12 protein-coding genes and 1 pseudogene are annotated in these 18102 nt (G+C 64.5%); 6 read left to right on the top strand and 7 right to left on the bottom strand.

From position 1 onward, the window contains the following. Positions 1 to 5 precede the first annotated feature (5 nt). From AC1DRD_RS05195 to AC1DRD_RS05185, 3 genes are all read left to right on the top strand, one after another. Positions 6 to 602: a hypothetical protein gene (locus tag AC1DRD_RS05195; RefSeq protein ID WP_478028623.1), complete on the top strand. Its 597-nt coding sequence runs from the start codon at positions 6 to 8 to the stop codon at positions 600 to 602. A 309-nt stretch (positions 603 to 911) separates the two neighbouring features. Then, positions 912 to 3347: a glycoside hydrolase family 2 TIM barrel-domain containing protein gene (locus tag AC1DRD_RS05190; protein WP_478040563.1), complete on the top strand. Its 2436-nt coding sequence runs from the start codon at positions 912 to 914 to the stop codon at positions 3345 to 3347. Positions 3348 to 3691: 344 nt separating this feature from the next. After that, positions 3692 to 5275 carry a DUF5597 domain-containing protein gene (locus AC1DRD_RS05185; RefSeq protein WP_478040562.1) on the top strand — a complete coding sequence of 528 codons (1584 nt, stop codon included), beginning with the start codon at positions 3692 to 3694 and terminating at the stop codon, positions 5273 to 5275. 350 nt (positions 5276 to 5625) lie between these two features. On the opposite strand, the gene AC1DRD_RS05180 is transcribed toward AC1DRD_RS05185, so the two are convergent. Continuing rightward, positions 5626 to 6795 carry a lactonase family protein gene (locus AC1DRD_RS05180; RefSeq protein ID WP_478040561.1) on the bottom strand — a complete coding sequence of 390 codons (1170 nt, stop codon included), beginning with the start codon at positions 6793 to 6795 and terminating at the stop codon, positions 5626 to 5628. Positions 6796 to 7056: 261 nt separating this feature from the next. On the opposite strand from AC1DRD_RS05180, the gene AC1DRD_RS05175 reads away from it, so the two are divergent. Beyond that, positions 7057 to 7416, top strand: a complete 360-nt coding sequence (locus tag AC1DRD_RS05175; protein ID WP_478040560.1) for a GntT/GntP/DsdX family permease — start codon at positions 7057 to 7059, stop codon at positions 7414 to 7416. Between the two features lie 114 nt (positions 7417 to 7530). After that, positions 7531 to 7969, top strand: a pseudogene (locus AC1DRD_RS05170) (FadR/GntR family transcriptional regulator). 137 nt (positions 7970 to 8106) lie between these two features. On the opposite strand, the gene AC1DRD_RS05165 reads toward AC1DRD_RS05170, so the two are convergent. From AC1DRD_RS05165 to AC1DRD_RS05140, 6 genes are read right to left on the bottom strand one after another with little or no spacing between them, the layout of a single operon-like run. Continuing rightward, on the bottom strand, positions 8107 to 9792 hold the full coding sequence (locus tag AC1DRD_RS05165; protein ID WP_478040559.1) for a glycoside hydrolase family 36 protein: 1686 nt from the start codon (positions 9790 to 9792) through the stop codon (positions 8107 to 8109). After that, the gene (locus AC1DRD_RS05160) at positions 9782 to 10747 is read right to left on the bottom strand and encodes a Gfo/Idh/MocA family protein (protein ID WP_478040558.1); all 966 of its coding nucleotides are present in this window, start codon (positions 10745 to 10747) and stop codon (positions 9782 to 9784) included. The genes AC1DRD_RS05165 and AC1DRD_RS05160 overlap by 11 nt, the downstream gene beginning before the upstream one ends. Continuing rightward, positions 10744 to 11787, bottom strand: a complete 1044-nt coding sequence (locus AC1DRD_RS05155) for a zinc-dependent alcohol dehydrogenase (RefSeq protein WP_478040557.1) — start codon at positions 11785 to 11787, stop codon at positions 10744 to 10746. The genes AC1DRD_RS05160 and AC1DRD_RS05155 overlap by 4 nt, the downstream gene beginning before the upstream one ends. Continuing rightward, positions 11784 to 13055: an MFS transporter gene (locus tag AC1DRD_RS05150; RefSeq protein ID WP_478040556.1), complete on the bottom strand. Its 1272-nt coding sequence runs from the start codon at positions 13053 to 13055 to the stop codon at positions 11784 to 11786. Before AC1DRD_RS05150 ends, AC1DRD_RS05155 begins: the two co-directional genes overlap by 4 nt. 11 nt (positions 13056 to 13066) lie before the next feature. Then, positions 13067 to 14449 (bottom strand): glycerate kinase type-2 family protein, encoded by a 1383-nt coding sequence (locus AC1DRD_RS05145; protein WP_478040555.1) that lies wholly within the window; start codon positions 14447 to 14449, stop codon positions 13067 to 13069. A 41-nt stretch (positions 14450 to 14490) separates the two neighbouring features. Continuing rightward, entirely contained in the window at positions 14491 to 15396 is a 906-nt protein-coding gene (locus AC1DRD_RS05140; RefSeq protein ID WP_478040554.1) for a LysR family transcriptional regulator, read from the bottom strand. Between the two features lie 154 nt (positions 15397 to 15550). Here AC1DRD_RS05140 and AC1DRD_RS05135 point away from each other — a divergent pair, with 154 nt between their 5' ends. Next, on the top strand, positions 15551 to 18055 hold the full coding sequence (locus AC1DRD_RS05135; protein WP_478028614.1) for a TonB-dependent receptor: 2505 nt from the start codon (positions 15551 to 15553) through the stop codon (positions 18053 to 18055). Positions 18056 to 18102 lie beyond the last annotated feature (47 nt).

Here is an 18102-nt window from a genome sequence, read left to right as displayed (position 1 = left end):
AAATCATGAAGACAGTCGCGAACGGTAATCGAAAGAAAACGCCCACGCCTTTTGGCCGCGTATTGGCGGGATGCGCCATTCTCCTGAGCGTGCAGGCAGGTAACGCGAGCGCGAAGGAGGCGGCGCCAGAGTCCATCTGGGCCAAAGCGGGCGTCACCTACGAGCAATATCGCGGCGATGCTCTGGAATGCGGGAAGAAAGGTCTGGCGAGAAACGTCGCCAATTCCGAGGAGGTGAAGACCCTGGCTCGCGCATCCAAGCAGCTGGAAGCACTCGACGCCAGCGCTCAGGCTACCGTCCCCGCCGCCGGACCCATGGGCCAGCCGGACTTATCGGGTGCGATGAGCAGGTCCGCTGACGAGCAGAGGGTGATAGCCGCCGCCAGACCTGCCCAGCAATATGCAGGTATCAAGGAAATGATGTTCCAGGACATACGTCGTTGCATGATCGATCGCGGCTATGCCAAGATCGTCCTGACCGACGCTCAGCGCAAGGACTATGACGGGATCAAGGGCGGAGCCGACGCGCGGCGCGCCTATATCCACAAACTGGCCAGCGATCCGCATGTGCTGGAAACGCAGCGCGAGGCGACTGGGCGGTAGGTCGCGGGCGCAACGTTCATCCATTCCGTGATAACTGACGAACTTGCGCCTTTGCTCGCGGACAAGCACGGCGTCCGCGAAGTCGGTGCTTGGAAGACCGCTTCACCCCCTTCTGGTCCGGTTCGCAACATTTCGTTCTTATTTGGAACCCGGCAGCTTGTCCGGGCCAGATGGCCAAGTACGATAAAGCTATCAGAAGCGATGCGCGGTGCCTCTGCGGCAGAGCGGCGTCTCTATCCCGGTACTACGAATCCGCGGACACGGCTTGGTCCAGGCCGCGGCGCAGACCAGCACCGTTGGAGGAAACAAATGTTGCGACCGCTGGGGGTAGTATGGGGGCTTGCCGTCGCGTGGCTCGTCTGGGCGTTGGCAACTCCGGCGTTCGCGGAGACGCGCAGCCTGTCCCAGAACTGGCTGTTTGCCCGGGGCGAGGTGCAAGGTGCCGAAGCCCCTGCTTTCGATGATCGCGACTGGAAGCCGGTCGTGGTACCGCATGACTGGTCGATCATGGACGGGCGCGACGGCGCCGGGCCATTCGATCGACGCGCCACCGCCGGCCAGGATTCGGGCTATCTGCCGGGCGGCATCGGCTGGTATCGCCGCCATCTGAAACTCGACGCATCCGCGATGCGCAAGATCGTTCGGCTCAAATTCGAGGGCGTCTATATGGACGCCACGATCTGGGTGAACGGCCGCCGGATTGCCAAGCACCATTATGGCTACACCGCGTTCACGGTCGATCTTACCGGCAAGCTGCGGGCCGGCGACAATGTAATCGCTCTGCGCGTCAATCACGCGGACCCATCGTCGCGTTGGTATGCGGGATCGGGCATCATCCGGCCGGTCACGCTACAGATCCTCGATTGCGTTCATATCGATCCGGATTCGGTCTTCGTGACCACGCCCAAGGCGGCGCCGGACATGGGTATGGTCGCGATCCGGGCGTCGGCGAGCAACTGCGCGGCCCGGACGCAATCGGTCGAACTCGTGTCCAAGATAGTCGCGGCGAATGGCCGGGTGGTGGCGCAGGCCAGTCGGCGCCAAGCTCTAGGAGCAGGGGCGAGCGGCGAATGGGACCAATCGCTCGCGATCCCGCGCCCGGCCTTGTGGTCGCCCGCTTCTCCCAATCTCTACACGCTGGTGCAGGAGACGCGGATGGGCGGCGTCGTCACCGACAGGCACCAAACCCGGGTCGGCATCCGCACCATCACCGTCGATGCGACGAACGGTCTTCGGATCAACGGCAAGCGGGTGGTCTTGCGCGGCGGGAACATTCACCACGACAATTATATGCTCGGCGCCGCGGGGTTTCCGGATGCCGACCGGCGCAAAGTCGCGCTGATGAAGGCGGCAGGCTACAATGCCATCCGCAGCGCGCACAATCCGGCAAGCCAGGCCACGCTCGACGCCGCCGACGAACTCGGCATGCTGGTGATCGACGAGGCCTTCGACAGTTGGAACAAGGACAAGCGCGCGCAGGATTATTCCCGCTTCTTCGCCACGGATTGGCCGCAGGATATTGCCAGCATGGTGGTCAGCGGCCGCAATCACCCGAGTGTGATCTTCTGGAGCATCGGCAATGAAATCCCGGAACAGGGATCGCCGCCGGGAGTCGAAACGGCGCGGAAGCTGGCCGAACGCGTGCGCGCCCTTGATCCGACCCGGCCAGTGACCCAAGCGGTCAGCATCGATCCGCCCGATAGCGACAAACAATTCGCGGCGCTCGATGTGGCCGGATACAATTATCGAGCGCATTTGTTCGCGGGCGACCACCTGAAATTCCCGCAACGCGTCATGTACACCTCGGAATCGACCTCGCGGGATGCCTTTGACTATTGGCGGCCGGTCGAAACCATGCCCTGGGTGATCGGTGATTTCGTCTGGACCGCCGTCGACTATCTCGGCGAATCCGGCATTGGCTGGATGGGCTATAGCCAGGACTGGCAGAAGCTCGGCCCCTACCCCTGGCATCTCGCTTATTGCGGCGAAATCGACGCGACAGGGCGCAAGAGGCCCGCCGCTTATTACCGCGAAGCGTTGTGGAAGACGGGGATCGATCCGATCTCGGCGTTCGTTCGCCAGCCCGAAGGAAGCCAGGACCTTCCCGACCGGCATTTCTATCCGATTACGCCCCCCCATCTCGATTGGGCGCTCGACGACGTCCATCCCAGCTGGACGTGGCCGGGACAGGAAGGCAAGCCGCTCGAGGTCGTGGTCTATTCCGAACTTCCGGAAGTGGAGTTGTTGCTCAACGGAGTCAGCCTGGGGCGCAAGCAGGTAGGCGTCGAGAGCGAATTCAAGACCGTGTTCAAGACTCCTTATGCGCCAGGCAGGCTGACAGCCATCGGCTACGACCATGGGCGCGAGGTCGCGCGCTGGGAATTGCGCACCGCAGGCCCGCCGGCCAGGGCCCGCGTGACCGTCGATCGCCGCCGCCTCACCGCCAATGGCGAAGATCTCGCTTATGTGACGGTGGAACTCGTCGATGCCGCCGGAACGCCCGTCTATGACCAGCACGCCGACCGTGTCGTGACGGTGCAGGCCCTCGGCGCCGCGACGCTCGCGGGTATCGGCAACGGCAACCCGCAAGACGCATCGAGCTTCCAGTCGGGAGCGCGCAAGAGTTTTCACGGACGCGTCGTTGCGGCATTGCGCGCGGGCATCAGAACCGGTCCCGTCAAGGTCGACGTCGACGTCGAGGGGTTGCCGACGCAGCGCCTTCAGCTCGAGACCGTAGCAAAATAGCCCCAGCCCATCGTGGTTCGAGCAACGCATCGGGCAATTAGTCTGTCTCGAATGCGAAAAAAGTTACGAAGCGGACTGACGTTATTCAGGACAGTCCGGCAACCCGATAAGCGGGATTAGGTTGGTGATTTTTCTTATATTTACAACATCTTCTCCCATGAATTCAGCACACCGCCATTGGACTTGAGCGCGTGATTCTGTCTACCAGCCGACCCGGAGTCTGACCGCTTTGCCAACATGCAGCCGCGGCGGACGATGGGGAGGAGCCGCGAATGATCGCACAAGCAATGCCGTCGGGCGCAGCCTTTCCTCGGCCGAGACATCGACCACTCAAGGGAGAGAGAATGAACCTGTTTCGCAGCCTCTGCGGCATGCTTCTCGCGCTGTGTCTTGCCCTACCCGCCTCTGCCGCCGAACTGCCGCGGATCGTCTCCAAGAACGGCCGGCACGCTTTGTACGTCGATGGCGCACCGTTCCTGATCCTCGGCGGGCAGGCGCACAATTCAAGCAATTATCCGGCCATGCTGCCCGAGGTCTGGCCGACGATTCGCGCCATTCATGCCAATACGCTCGAAATTCCGGTCGCCTGGGAGCAGATCGAGCCGGCCGAAGGCAAGTTCGACTTTTCGTGGGTCGACGCCCTGGTTCCGCAGGCCCGCGAGAACCATGTACGCCTGGTCCTGCTGTGGTTCGGGACCTGGAAGAATACCGGGCCGGGCTATGCGCCGGAATGGGTGAAGGCGGATTCGAAGCGGTTTCCGCACATGATGACCAAGGATGGCAAACAGCATTATGTTCATACGCCACTCGGCCGAAATACGCTCGAAGCCGATAAGCGCGCGTTCGTAGCGCTGATGCGCCACCTCCGCGAGATCGACCCGGATCACACCGTCATCATGGTGCAGCCGGAGAACGAAGTCGGGAGCTATGGCCTCGATCGCGACTATTCGCCCGAAGCCAACCGGCTGTTCGCGGCTCCTATCCCGGCAGAGCTCGCGCGGCGGACCGGGAAAAGCGGCACCTGGACAGAGGCGTTCGGCAAGACCGCTGCGCGAAACTTCACCGCTTGGTACCTCGCACGCTATATCGACGAGATCGCGGCTGCCGGCCAAGCCGAACTCAACCTGCCGATGTACGTCAATGCCGCGCTCAGCGACGCCTTTAACGACGCCGGGGGCAATAGCGGGCCAGACTGGGCAGTGATCGACATCTGGAAGACCGCGGCTCCCCACATCGCGATCGAAGCGCCTGACATCTATGAGCGCAACTCGACGGCCGTTGCGGCATATATGGATCATTACGCGCGGCCGGATAATCCGCTGTTCATTCCCGAAACGGGCAACGACCTGGGATTCGCGCGGTTCTTCTGGCTGGCGCTCGGCAAAGGGGCGATCGGCTGGTCGCCGTTCGGGATGGATCCGACCTTTTCCAATTTCCCGCTCGGCGGTCTGAACACGCCCGAGAATCTCGAAGCCATCTCGTCCAAATTCGCGCTGATGGCGCCGATCGCACAGGACTGGGCTCGGCTCGCATACGACCATCCCACGGTCGGTTTCGCAAAGGGCGAGGACGTGTCGGATCAATCCGCGACCCTCGGCCGCTGGAAAATCACTGCGCAATACGGGCTGTGGGAGTTCGGGGGCCGCGATGCGCCGCCAAATCCCAACAAGGACCGTCCTGTTGGCGGCGCAGCCGTCATCGAGCTGGGGGCGGACGAGTTTCTGCTTGCCGGGTCCGACGTGCGCATCGCCTTCGGCGAAGCCGCTCCGGCACCCGATGGCGGTGGACGTTTCGTGGTGGTCGAGGAAGGCACGTTCCAGAATGGCCGCTGGCTCATGAAGCGCCGTTGGAACGGTGACGAGGTAGATCACGGCCTCAACCTGACGAAGCCGACGCTGCTCAAAATACGGTTCGGCATCTCTCACTAATTTGTTTGCCAGAGCTGTTCGCCTTATCGCTCAAGTGCGACTGACCCTTCGGGACGATCTTCCCAATTTGTCGGCGAAAGGTTCCAACGTGATGAGTGATCAACCTATAATTCTGTCGGCTCCCATCAACCGCGACTGTTCGGCCTGACGTCGCCGACGTGCATCCCCGCGAGCGGCGAGAACCGCTCGCCGTTGAGCGCGACTTTCAGGTCGTCAACTATACGCTCGATGCGCGCTGCAACTCTCATTCGCGCGATGCGGATTCTTTCGCTTGGCCAGGATCAGCGCGCGTAAGCTCGCCCCGGGCATGACAGTCGAGCAACCGACCTCCGCCATAAACCCTGCACGGGCTACGCAGATAGAAATACCACACCGGGAATTGCCGTGCCATGGACGGCAGCACCGAGGCGCCCGTCCTTGCCCAGCGGGAGCCGAGCGACATTTCCCGACCGTTGGTTGGCGACCAGCATTTCTCCCCGCTCCTCGACCAACAGGAACAAGCGCGGACCTCGCCCACCCGAGCCGACATGCTGAATGAGGGTCAATCCTCCGGCCGCGTCGATCGCGAACACCGCGATGCTGTCGTGGCCGCGATTGGAGACGTACAGCCGCGTGCCACCGCTATTAAGCGCTATGTGGGCGGCGGTCGACGTTCCGACGAACGCTGCCGGCAAGGTGGAAACGGACCCCTTCGCGGCGAATGTGCCGTCGGGACGGGCCGTAAGGACCGTCACCATATTAGCCAGTTCGGAGACCAAATAGGCGATCCTTAGGCGCGGATGGCGCGCGAGATGGCGCGGACCCGACCCCGCTGGTGCGCGGTAAGCGAGCGAACTGGAGATGATCGCACCCGATCGCTGATCCAATCTGTGCGCGAAGATCGCATCTGCACCCAGGTCGACGGCATGCAGCAGCTTCCCGCCCATCGCAAAACCCACCCAATGCGCATGCGCGCCCGCCTGCCGGGTGCGATTGGGGCCGCTACCGGCATGTACGACCAGGTGCGCTTGCCCAATTGGACGACCGGTGTCGCGATCGATCCGCCAAACGGCGACGCTTCCGCTGGAGTAATTGGCCACGGCCAGCATGCCCCCGTCAGGACTAAGGGCGGCATGGCAAGGATCGGCACCGAGCGTGGAGAAGTCAGCCAGAGGCTGCAAGCCTCGGTCGTAAATGCCAACCCGGCCCTTTTCCTGTTCGTCGAGTAGGTATCGAACGCCGCTCGCGCCCGCGCGCACGCCGAACGAAGCGTTACGGATTGTGCCCAACGGATGGCCCGCTACCCAGCCGCTCGCACTTGCCGTCAGCGGTACAAGACCGGGGCCACCTTCGCGAGCATAGGTTCCGGCGATCAGCTCGACCGGACCTTGCGCCAGGAGCCTGGCAGGGAGCGCACCGAGCGCGATTGCGGCGCCGACGAGCGCGCGCCGGGAAAAGAGCAACGCAGGAGCCGCCGCCGCGACGCAGTCGCGCGATTCCTCGCCATGACTAGTTGCTGCCAGATTTTGCGCGATGCCCACGATACGTTTCCTCTCATTCGGGCCAAACCGGCTCCCTATTGAGAAGAGTCGGATTGGTTGGACAGGTTTTCACCTATTCACGACGATTTCAGAGCCAACAAGCCTTCCTCGTGGCGACCGAGCGATATCTGTCATACAGCAGTGCTCGGAAAAAGCTGACCTAACGACCAACAGGCTATCGGAGGGAAGGCGCATGCCGAACGACATTGCCTGCGTGAAGACTGCGAACCGCACAGCGACTCGATACGGGCACGCGCCACGATGACGCCCGAAGATCTCCGCTTGGTGCTGGCGGCAGTGTTCGAGATCGGCCTGTGGGTCGTCCTGATCGTCAAGGGCCGCCTTCACCCGTTCATCGCGCTGCTGTGCGGCGCGTTCGTCGCGGGCTTGTGCGTCGGCCTGTCGCCCCTCGCCACGGTGGCGGCGCTACAAAAGGGTGGTGGCGATATTCTCGGCGGAACGGGCTTGGTAGTCGCGCTCGGCCTGTCGCTGGGCGCGATGCTTCAGCTGTCGGATGGCGCAGCCTCATTGGCGCGGAGCGGCCTGAAGCTCGCGGGAAATGCCGGCGCGCCCTGGGCGAGTTGCTGGTCGCGCTGGTCAACCGACACGTTTCGCACCTAGTCGGTCTTGGAGACGGTCGTATCGGTCGTCGGTCTGGTCTGCGTGCTTGGCGGGAGCTACCTCCTGTGACCAGGCAGCTCCGATGACACCGCCCAAAAGCCGGAGCGGTAAAAGATGAGTGAGGGTCGCCTCGCCGACCGCGCCTATACGGGCATCGTCGCGATCATCAATCAGGAGCATCTGGAGACCGGCGACCGCTTGCCGTCGGAAGCGCGGTTGGCCGCACGTCATCGAGCAGGAAATGACACGCCTGGAAAATGCCTTGCTGTCCAGCGGACCGGCACATCTGGAAGATATGGCGCTTCACCGCGCGATCGTGCTCGGCACCTGCAATTCCGCCTTCGTCTCCGCGTTCGACCATATGTTCGCCAACATCGACCGGATCATGAAAGCGGGTGTCGACATATTCCGGTCGCGGCCGCCCGAGGCGATCAGCGCGATGCTGTCCGAACACCAGATGATCGTCGAAGCGATCCGGGTTCAGGACGCCGACGGTGCAGCGCTCGCGATGCGCTGGCATCTGTCGCAGGGGCGCAAGCGGTTGATGCCATAATACCCACGTCCCAGGCGTCATGCTTGCCCCATATCGTCATCCCATCTGAGGGTATCCCGCCATAGCGCTCTCACCTCCCCTCCCCTCAATCGAGAGGTCGGATTGGGTGGGCAATGCCGGCGCGTGATCTTCAGGGGCTAGTCGGCTACCTGCTGCACGTCCATTTGCAGGACGTCGATCGAACCCTCGGAACGGTGAACATGTTGTTCGACCGACCCTTCGGCGATCCCCAGCAGCGGAAAATCGCACCCTATCGATGGGCGCCTCAGCAGATCCGCGAACAACGCCGCGCGCCGCGGACTGAGCGCCGCCAAGTCGTCGCTCGTCATCAGCACACCGCCGCAGCCGGCACCGAAGTGCGCGAGCGTTTCGACCTGGTCGTCGGTCAGATAGTGAAAACGGTCGCGGAGCAGTACGCAATCGGGGTCGGCCTGCCACAGCAAGCCGTTCGCATGGTTGCGGGTCTGAAGATCGCGCAGCAGGCTTTCGGCGGAATAATCACCATTCCAGGTCACGCCGACGTCGCGACCGATCCGCACCGCGTCGACGAGTCCGACCGACGCCCAAAGCGGGCAGCCGCAGCCAGCGATGACCACATCCTCACCCGCCGCCTCGCGCAGGATCGTCATCATGTGCCGCCAGATCGCGATGCGCGACAGGCCCGGCCGATGCCAGCGCGCCCGCTCGGGACCATATTCGGCGCCGTGGAGCAGGAAATCCGCCTTGATGTAGCGCGCGCCCCATTCCCCGACCCAGGTGCGAATGACCCGAGCGAGATAGGCGGCGGCATCGGGATGGGTGACGTCGAGGATGTAATATTCTTCCGACCGTTTGTGCCAGCGGAATTCGCCATAGAATTCCATCGCGACGAGCGGCCCGCGCGTCGCGATGTCCTGCACCACCCAGTCGGGATGCGCGGCAAACAGCTTGCTGCGATTACCGACGAGCAGCGGCGCGATCCACAGGCCTGGGCGGAACCCGGCCGCGGCAACTTCATCGAGAAGCGGCTTCATGCCACGCGGGAATTGCGGCTTCACGTCGAGCCAGTCGCCCATTTCGGGCGTGAACCCGTCGTCGATCTGAAAGATCTCGAGCTCCACCTGGTGCATATCGCGATAAGCCCGCGCGCTCGCGAGATGCTCGCGGATCACGCTTTCGTCGATCGCCGCGTAGAGATTGTACCAGGAGCACCAACCGGTCAGCCGGCGGTCGGGCACGCGCGGCGGGAGCGGTGCGGCGGCGGCAACGCGCTGCGACCAGCGGCGCAGCGTCGGCTCGACTGCGTCGCCGTCGAATAGATATAGCGTTTCGGCGCGGGTCTCGCCGGTGCGGTCGAGCAGGGTCGCGACATCGATCGTCAGCATCTCGGCGGTACCGCCGAACCCGAAGCGCGTCTGGTAGCGGTCGTGCCGGTCGAAGCCGAGTAGCACCGCGCCTTCGCCTTCCGGCAACAAGGCGGTCATCGCGAAGCCCAATGTCGGCGCCTTGGCCGGCGGACCGTCGCCGGGCGGCGTTCCGGGCGCGACGAAATAGGCGCCGTCCCAACTCTGATAGCCATTGCGTAGATAGCGCCGCACGCCGCGGACCGCCTCGAAGCGCAGCCCGATGCTGTCAATCGCGCGGTGGATGGCCGTCGCCGACACGTCGAGGCTGAGCGCGTCGCCATCACGGGCGACCGCCAGCGCGATCGATCCGCCGGCGTCGAGCGGCCAGACGATCCGGCCGGGCTCTACGATCGGCGTGCCATGCGGCGGAACCACGCCGTCGAGCAGCGGCCGCGGCGTGGAGAAGGCGATGCCGCGACGATCGAGATCAGCGAGCAAGCCGGATCTCCCGACGCTCGTCGGCCGATTGGCGCGCGGCAAGCGCGAGCCGCAACGTCTCCGCGCCGTCGCGCAGCGTGATTGCTGGTGCGCGGTGTTCATGGATCGCGCCGACGACGTCGGCAAGTTGCGCGGCGAAGGGATCGCTCGCGCCAGCGACGATCTCGGCCTCGGCCCCCTGCGCTGTCGGCATCAGCACCGCCTCGTTCCAGCTGGTGAACCGGCCGGTCATGCGTTCGGCATAGATCACCCATTCCTTGTACCACAGACCCGGGATGGCGATATTCGAGGCATTGATCGTGGCGATGCGGCCATCGTCCCAGCCGAACAGGATCGCCGAGACGTCTTCGATGTCATAACCCGGCACGTCGCGATGGAAGAGGTTGGCGCGGCGCGCGGTCACCGTGTCGGGCTCGCCGATCAGATGACGGACGAGGTCGATCTGGTGGATCACCTGTTCGAGCATCTGGCCACCCGACTTCGCCTGTTCACGCCACCAGGGTGCGTGGAGCGCATTGCAATGATAGGCGCCGGCATAGAGCCCGACCGGACCGGTATCGATCGATCGCCAGCGCCGCACCGCTTCGCCGAACCGGTACATGAAGCCGATCGCCGCGACGACGCCTGCCGCTTCGGCCGCCACGACCATCCGGTCGGCCGCCGCCATGTCGAGCGCGATCGGCTTTTCGACCAGCAGGTGAATCCCACGCGACGCGGCATGCTCGATCTCGCCGTTGCGTACGAAAGGAGGCAAGGCCACGATCAGCAGGTCGGGTGCGACGGTGTCGATCATCCGGTCGAGATCGACAAAGGCATGTCCACCATATTCGCCGGCGAAAGCGTCGGTGCGCGCCTGGTCGCGACCGCAGCAGCCGACGAAGTCGAGCCCCAGCGCCTTGATCGCGGCGACGTGACGTGACGCGATGCCGCCGCAGCCGAGCAATGCCACCCTCATTGCGGGAACTCGATCATCGCCTGGAGCAGGCCGGGTTCGCCTGCGTCGAGCCGCGCGAACAGGTCGGGCGCCTGCTCGAACGGCGCAGTGTGCGTGATCAGCGGCAGCAGATCGAGCACCCCGCGATGCTGCAGCTCGATCGCGGTGCGCCACAGCCTCGGCTTCGACCAGCGATGCATCGCCTCGGGCGCGGTGCCCGAGATTTGCGAGCAGATCAGTTCGACGCGATTGTGGTGAAATTCCTCGCCGAGCCGGAGACCCGACACCTCGCCCTGGAAGAAACCCATCGCGACGACGCGCGAGGAATAGGCGACCGCGCGGATCGCCTCGGCAAGCGCCGGCGGCGCGCCCGACACTTCAATGCACGCGTCGGCTCCGCGGCCGTTGGTCATCGCCTTGATCGTCTCCGCGACACTTCCCGCTTTCGGATCAAGCGCGTCGTGCATCCCCAGCGACAAAGCGGTGGCGCGACGGCCGGGATCGGGATCGATCCCGATGACCCGCGCGCCGCTCGCCCGTGCCGCCTGGGCGACGATCTGACCGGGCACGCCAAGGCCGAACACCGCGACCGTGTCGCCGATCCGCAGCCGGGCGTCATGGACACCGTTGAGCGCGACCGCGCCGATATGCGAGAAGATGCCGATCCGCGGGTCGGCGTCGTCGGGCATCAGCCGATCGCGGGCATATTGGACGCTCGCGACGTGATGGGTGCGGTGGTTCCACGTGCCATAGACCCGCATACCCGGCCGCAAGTCCGCGACCGCGGTCCCGATCTCGACGATCTCGCCGACTTCCTCATAGCCGAGGTTGCGGACCGGATAGGGCCAGCTCGGCGGCTCGCCATCGACAAACAGCCGGCGCTGCTCGTCCCAGCGCCGCGCCATGAACGGGCTGGTACCGCGATACTGGGTCAGTTCGGTGCCGGCGCTGATTCCCGAAAACAGCGTCGCGATACGCACCTCGTCGGCGCCAAGAGGCGCGTCGGGCGTTTCCTCGAAACCGAGTTCGCGCGGCGCATTGAGCACGAGCGCAATGGTCATTCGACTATTTCCTCAGCGGTAGCGGGTTCGCGATTGGCCTCGACCGCGGCCCGGGTCATGCCGCGCGTCGCGAGCAGGATGACGACGGCGAGTGCATACAGTGCGGCAAGCGATCCGAGCGCTGCCGCCATGCCCAGCGAGTTGGAGGCACGCGCGATAAACAACGGCGCGACACCCGCACCAACGAAGCCACACGTCGTCATCATGCCGACCGCGGTCGAGCGCGCATGCGGCGGTACGACATCGTGCATCGCCGCATAGATGCAGCCGTCGAACAGACCCTTGCCCAATGTCGTGCCGATCAGCACCAGCGCGACTTCGAACCCCGAGGTCGCCCAGGCCATCGGTGCGAGCAGCAGCGCGGCGATCACCAGCCCGATTGCCAGCGTATAGAAGCGCCCGATCGGCGAGCGCCGCGCCAGTACGTCAGCCAGCAGGCCGCCGAGCGGCACCGCCACGAAGCCGGCGATGTTGATGCTCGCGGAGCCATAGAAAGCCGATCCTGTCAGGCTTTCGCCAAGCTTGTCGTGGACGAAAGTCGGCGCCCAGACGGTCACGCCATTGGCGACGCCATTGGCAAGGAAGAACACGGCCAGCAGCATCAGCGCAGGCTTGATCCGGAGCACCACGCCGTAAGGCTCTTCGTTGCGGTCGCGTTCGGCCTTGGTGTGGCGGATTGGCGCGTCGCGAAGCGTGCGGACCAGCACGATCGCCCAGACCAGTCCCAGTGCGGCGAACACCAGGAACGGCGCGCGCCAGCCGAAATGGTCGGCGATCACGCCGGCGAGGATTGCCCCGAGCCCCGACCCCGCGAACACCGCGGTCTGGTGAATCGACAGCGCCCGGCTGCGCATCCCCGGGCCATGCCAGTCGCCGATCAGCGCGGTGGCAGTCGGATAATAAGTCGATTCTCCGAAGGCGACGACTGCGCGCAGGCCCAACAACATCACGAACCCAGTCGACAGCGGCACCATGCCTGTCGCGACACTCCAGAAGACGAGGCCGTAAATCACCACGCGCGTGCGCCGCGCGCCGTCGCCGAGCCGGCCGGTGAACAAGGCCGCGGCGGCATAACACCAGAAGAACACCGAGGAGATCAACGCGAGCTGGGTATCGCTAAGCCCGAACTCGGTGCGGATCGACGGCATCACCGCGACGATTACCGAGCGGTCGGCGGCATTGAGGAACGCCACCACCCAGAGCAGAGCGATCAGCAGCCAGGGATAGCTGGACGGAGCGGCACGCGCGCGTGGTGGACTGGTCGCCATGGGCAATCCTCTCAAGCCTTCGCGTCGATCAGGATCGCACGAAAGTCGTTCACATTGGTCAGGGTCGGGCCCGATACGACCAGGTCCCCGATGCCATCAAAGAACAGATAAGCGTTATTGGCTGCAAGATATGCCGCGGGGTCGAGCCCGGCTTCGCGCGCCCGCGCCAGCGTGTCTGGCGTGATGATCGCGCCCGCCGCATCCTCGGTCCCGTCGATCCCATCGGTGTCGCAGGCCAGTGCCCAGATGCCCGGCGCGCCGTCGAGCGCGATGGCCAGGCCGAGCAGATATTCGAGGTTGCGCCCGCCGCGCCCATCCTTGTTGACCACCGTCACCGTGGTTTCGCCACCCGACAGGATCACGCGCCGCGCGCCGTCCTGCGCCAGCCGCCGCGACAAAGCGGCGTGGGCAGCGCCGAGGTGCCGCGCTTCGGCCTGGATGTTGTCGCCGATATCGGTGACCTGATAGCCCTTGTCGCGCGCCAGCCGGCCGGCGGCAGCGAGCGCGTCGCGGGCACGGGCGATCACCAATGTCTCGCTACCGGCGATGCCCAGGCTGTCGGCCGAGGGCGTCTCGTTGGCCGGGTCGTTCAGTGCCGCGGCAACCTGCGGCGATGGGTCGATGCCGTAGCGCTCGATGATCTCACGCGCCATGTCGAGGTTGCTCGTGTCGGCGACGGTCGGCCCCGACGACACGAACGACGGATCGTCGCCCGGGACATCGGAAATGATCCAGGTGGTGACGGCGGCCGCACCTGCTGCCACCGCGAGGCGACCGCCCTTGACGACCGACAGATGCTTGCGGACGCGGTTGATCTCCTCGATCGTCGCGCCCGATTGCAACAAGGCGCGAGTGATCGTCTGTTTGTGGGCGAGGTCGAGCCCGGGCGCGGGCGCCGCCAGCAGCGCCGATCCGCCACCCGACAACAACACGAGCAAACGGTCGCCCGCGTCGAGCGTATGCGCGATCTCGAGCGCGCGAAGCGCGGCGCGCACACTATTCTCGTCGGGATAGGGATGACCGGCCTCGATAATCTCGACCCCTGGCCACGACGTCCCCGCCGGGACGTGGCCGTGACGCGTCACCACCAATCCCTCGACCGCGCGGCCTTTCGTCCGCGCCAGAGCGACCCGCATCATCGCCGCGGCACCCTTGCCGACCGCGATGACCACGGTCCGCCCATGCGGGGACACCGGAATCGCCGGCGGCATTGCCGCGTCCGCCGACACCGCTCGCACGGCTTCCGCGAAGAAGGCGAGCAGGTCGTTGCGCTGGGCCGCGCCGCTAGTGGCGGTCAGGGCGGACTGGTCGTTGATAATCCCCTCCTTGGCGCTGACGCTCGCTCGTTCGGCGCCGTCCTGCCAAGGGTTGGCCGTTCCGTTTGAACCCGCCAAGCCCGGATTGATGGAACGCTGTGTTCCGTCAGGCGCAACTGTCAGTGCAGGTCCCAGGACAGGGTCGGGCGAAGATGTTCAACCAGATAATCGATCAGCGTGCGGACCCGGACCGGCACCCCCTTGGGATCGGCGAACAAAGCGAAGAAGGTGAGATCGCTCGCCTGCCAGCCGGGCAGCACCTCGACCAGCCGTCCCTCGGCAAGGTCGCGCTTGCACAGGAATGCGGGCAGATTGGCGACGCCGAGTTCGGCCAGCGCCGCGTCGCGTAGCAGGATCATGTCGTTGCACAGCAATTTGGGGGTGAACTCGACGGTCACTTCCGTACTGCCGTTGCGCAAGGTCCAGCGATGGCGCCGGTCGGCTTCTCCCGCGGCGAGCAGGTCGAACCGCGGCAGATCGACATGGCTTTGCGGCCGGCCATATCGCTCGAAATAACCCGGCGAGGCGAATGCGCCGCAGCCAGTGGTGCCGAGCTTGACCGCGATCAGCCCGCTGTCGGCGAACGGCCCGATCGCGAGTGCGACGTCGAACCCCGATCGCAGCAATCCGACCGCATCGTCGCTCAGCACCGCGACCAGCCGCACATCGGGATAGTTCTGCAGGAATCCGGCGAGCAGCGGCCCTACCAGGCTTTGCCCGAGCACATAGGGGATCGCGATCCGGACGACGCCTTGCGGTACCCGCGCCTGGCTCTGCAATGCGCGCTCGCCGTCGCGCAACACGCCGATCGAGCGCAGGCAATATTCGAAAAAGGTCGCGCCGTCCTGCGTCACCGTCACCGCGCGGGTCGAACGGTGAAGCAGCTGCACGCCGAGATGTTCCTCGAGCCGCGACAGCCGCCGACTGACAGTGGATTTGGGCAAGCCGAGGAGCTTGCCGGCGCGTGTCAGGCTTTCGGTTTCGACCACTTTGGTGAACACCATGAGATCGCCGAGATCGAGCATCCGGCAACGGCTAGGTTATTGTTGCATCCTGCGCAACATATCGTTGCGACATAACGGGCTTCCGGCGACGGCCGGCAACCAGCAGGCTTTAGGGGTCAAATGGCGCGATAACAGCGCCCGCACCGCAAGGTGACCATAAATTGGAGGGGACAGGATGAACACCCAGCTTCGTACCACGCTTTTGGCGGCGACTGCCGCGATCGCGCTCTTGCCGGTTGCCGCAACAGCGCAAACCGCGCCCGCCGACCCGGCGCCTGCCGCTCCTCAGGACGCCAGTGGCGATGCCGCGACTGCGCCGCAGCCCGATATCATCGTCACCGCAACCAGCGTGGGCCGCAAGGCGCTCGACACGCCGCTCGCCGTCACGACGATGAACGCGAGCCAGCTGCAGCGCACCAGCATGACCAACCAGGCCGACATCCTCAACACCATCCCGACGATCAAGGCGGACGGCGGTGGCGGCGAGGTCGCGGCCAATGTGTTCGTGCGCGGCCTGCCCTCCGGCGGACAATATCAGTTCACCCCGCTCGAATATGACGGCGTCCCGGTTCTCTCGAGCTTCGGGCTTAACTCGACCGCTTATGACGTCTACTATCGCAACGACCTAGGTCTCGAGCGGCTCGAATTCGTCCGCGGCGGCGTGTCGAACCTGTTCGGCCCGGGCTCGGTTGCCGGCCTGATCAACTATATCAGCAAGACCGGCGGCGACCAGTTGGAGGGCACGGCGCAGTTCGAATGGGCCGAACGCGGCCGCTACAAGGGCGATCTCGCGGTCAGCGGTCCGCTCGGCCACAATCTGTTCTTCGCGGTGTCGGGCTGGTACCGCACCGACGACGGGCCGGTGAAGACCGGCTTGCCGACCAAAGGTTGGCAGGTCCGCGGCAACCTCAAATACGAATTCCCCGACAATAGCGGCTCGGTCACGCTGTACGGCCAGTATATCGACGACAAGGCGCAATATTACCTGCCCGTCCCTCTCGACGGAAAGACCCGCAATCGCATTCCGGGCAATGACGGCAACGACGTCTATCAAGTTCTAACGCCCGCGGCCCTCGGGCTGGGCTTCAACACGCCCAATGGCCGCTTCACCACGGGCATCGCCGATGGCGCGGCCGCAAAGGGCGGCCAGGTCGCCCTCGCGTTCGACAAGAAGTTCGGCGACAGCGGCTTCGCGATCAACGGCCGGGTCAAATATTCGCAATATGCCTCGAAATTCGGCCTGTGGTCGGACGGCGACGGCCTGATCAACGTTCCCGAGACGCTGCAGAGCTTTTTGACCAACCGCGGCCTCGGCTCGCTCGCCAATGCGCAGTTCACTTATGCCGGCGGCGGCGCGGTCGCACCCAATTCGCTGCTGTTCGCCAACCGCATCACCGACCGTAACCGGCCCAATCACGACACCACCGCCGAGCTCAACCTGACCTATTCGGCGGATACCGGATCGATCCGCCATGCCTTCACGCTGGGCGGATTCTACGGCAACGCCTGGGCGCGGGATTACAACGTCACCACCACCTATCTCGCCGAGTTCAACAACCAGCCGCGACTGGTCAATCTGGTGGTGACCAACCCGGTCACCAACGCGCAGACGATCGTGTCCTTGAACGGGCTGCTCAATGCCGGCGCCGGTTACGTCAACAACACGCACCAGGTCGAACGTTACGCCGCCTATTTCGCCGACCAGATGAAGATCGGCAGCCGCTTCAACTTCGACATCGGCGGCCGCTACGAATGGTTCAACGGCGACATCCGGCGCGAACAGACCTCGGTCGTCGTCACCGACTCGACGACACCCAACCTCGCGCCCGCGCTGCGCGACGTGATCTGGGGCAACGGCAAAAATTTCACCGCGCATCCGAAGACCGGCGCCTGGGCGTTGGCCGCTGGCGGACTCTACAAGCTCACTGACCGCGTCAGTCTTTATCTCAACGCATCGCGCGGCTATTTCTTCCCCGAAATCCGCGCGGTTACCTTCAACGCATTGGGCCAGCCAGCCTCGTACACGCCGGAGATCATCAAGCAGGTGGAAGGCGGCATCAAGATCGACCAGCGCTGGTTCAACCTGACCGCGGCCGCCTTCTACACCAAGCTCGACAACCGGCGTCAGATCAACTTCATCAACGACGGCCAGGGCGGGTTCACCGAGCAGGTCAATCTGGTCGCGACCCGGTCCTGGGGTGTCGAGGCGACGCTCGACCTCAAGCTCCACAAATACCTGCATTTCAACGGCAACCTGACGCTGCAGAACGCGAAATATACTCAGTTCATGCAGAACGGCACATCCAACCTGAACGTGATCGGCAAGGATCTCGAGCGCCAGCCCGATATCCTCTACAATGCCGGCCTCTATTACGATGACGGCACGGTCGATCTGTCATTCTTCACCAACTATACCGGCGACAATTTCACTGCCTCGACCAATGCTATCCGCCTCGACGGCTGGAACGTGTTCAACGTCGATGCCGGCATCAAGGTGAAGCCGTTCGGCGACCGTCGCTCGGTTCGGCTCGGGATCAACGTCTTCAACCTGTTCGACACCGACGCGGTGACCGAAGGATCGCCGCGCCAGGACGTCAACCAGACGGTCGGCGGCGCCTATTTCGTCGGCCGCCCGGTCCTGCCGCGCCGGATCTCGGCGCGCGCGACGCTCAAGTTCTAACGTTCTTCCCTCAGGGAGCGGGTTTCGGCCTGCTCCCGCTTTGTTAT

Source organism: Sphingomonas sp. P4_G2 (assembly GCF_056401155.1).
Note: the sequence above shows the minus strand (reverse complement) of the source record. Positions and strands in the feature narration are given on the sequence as shown.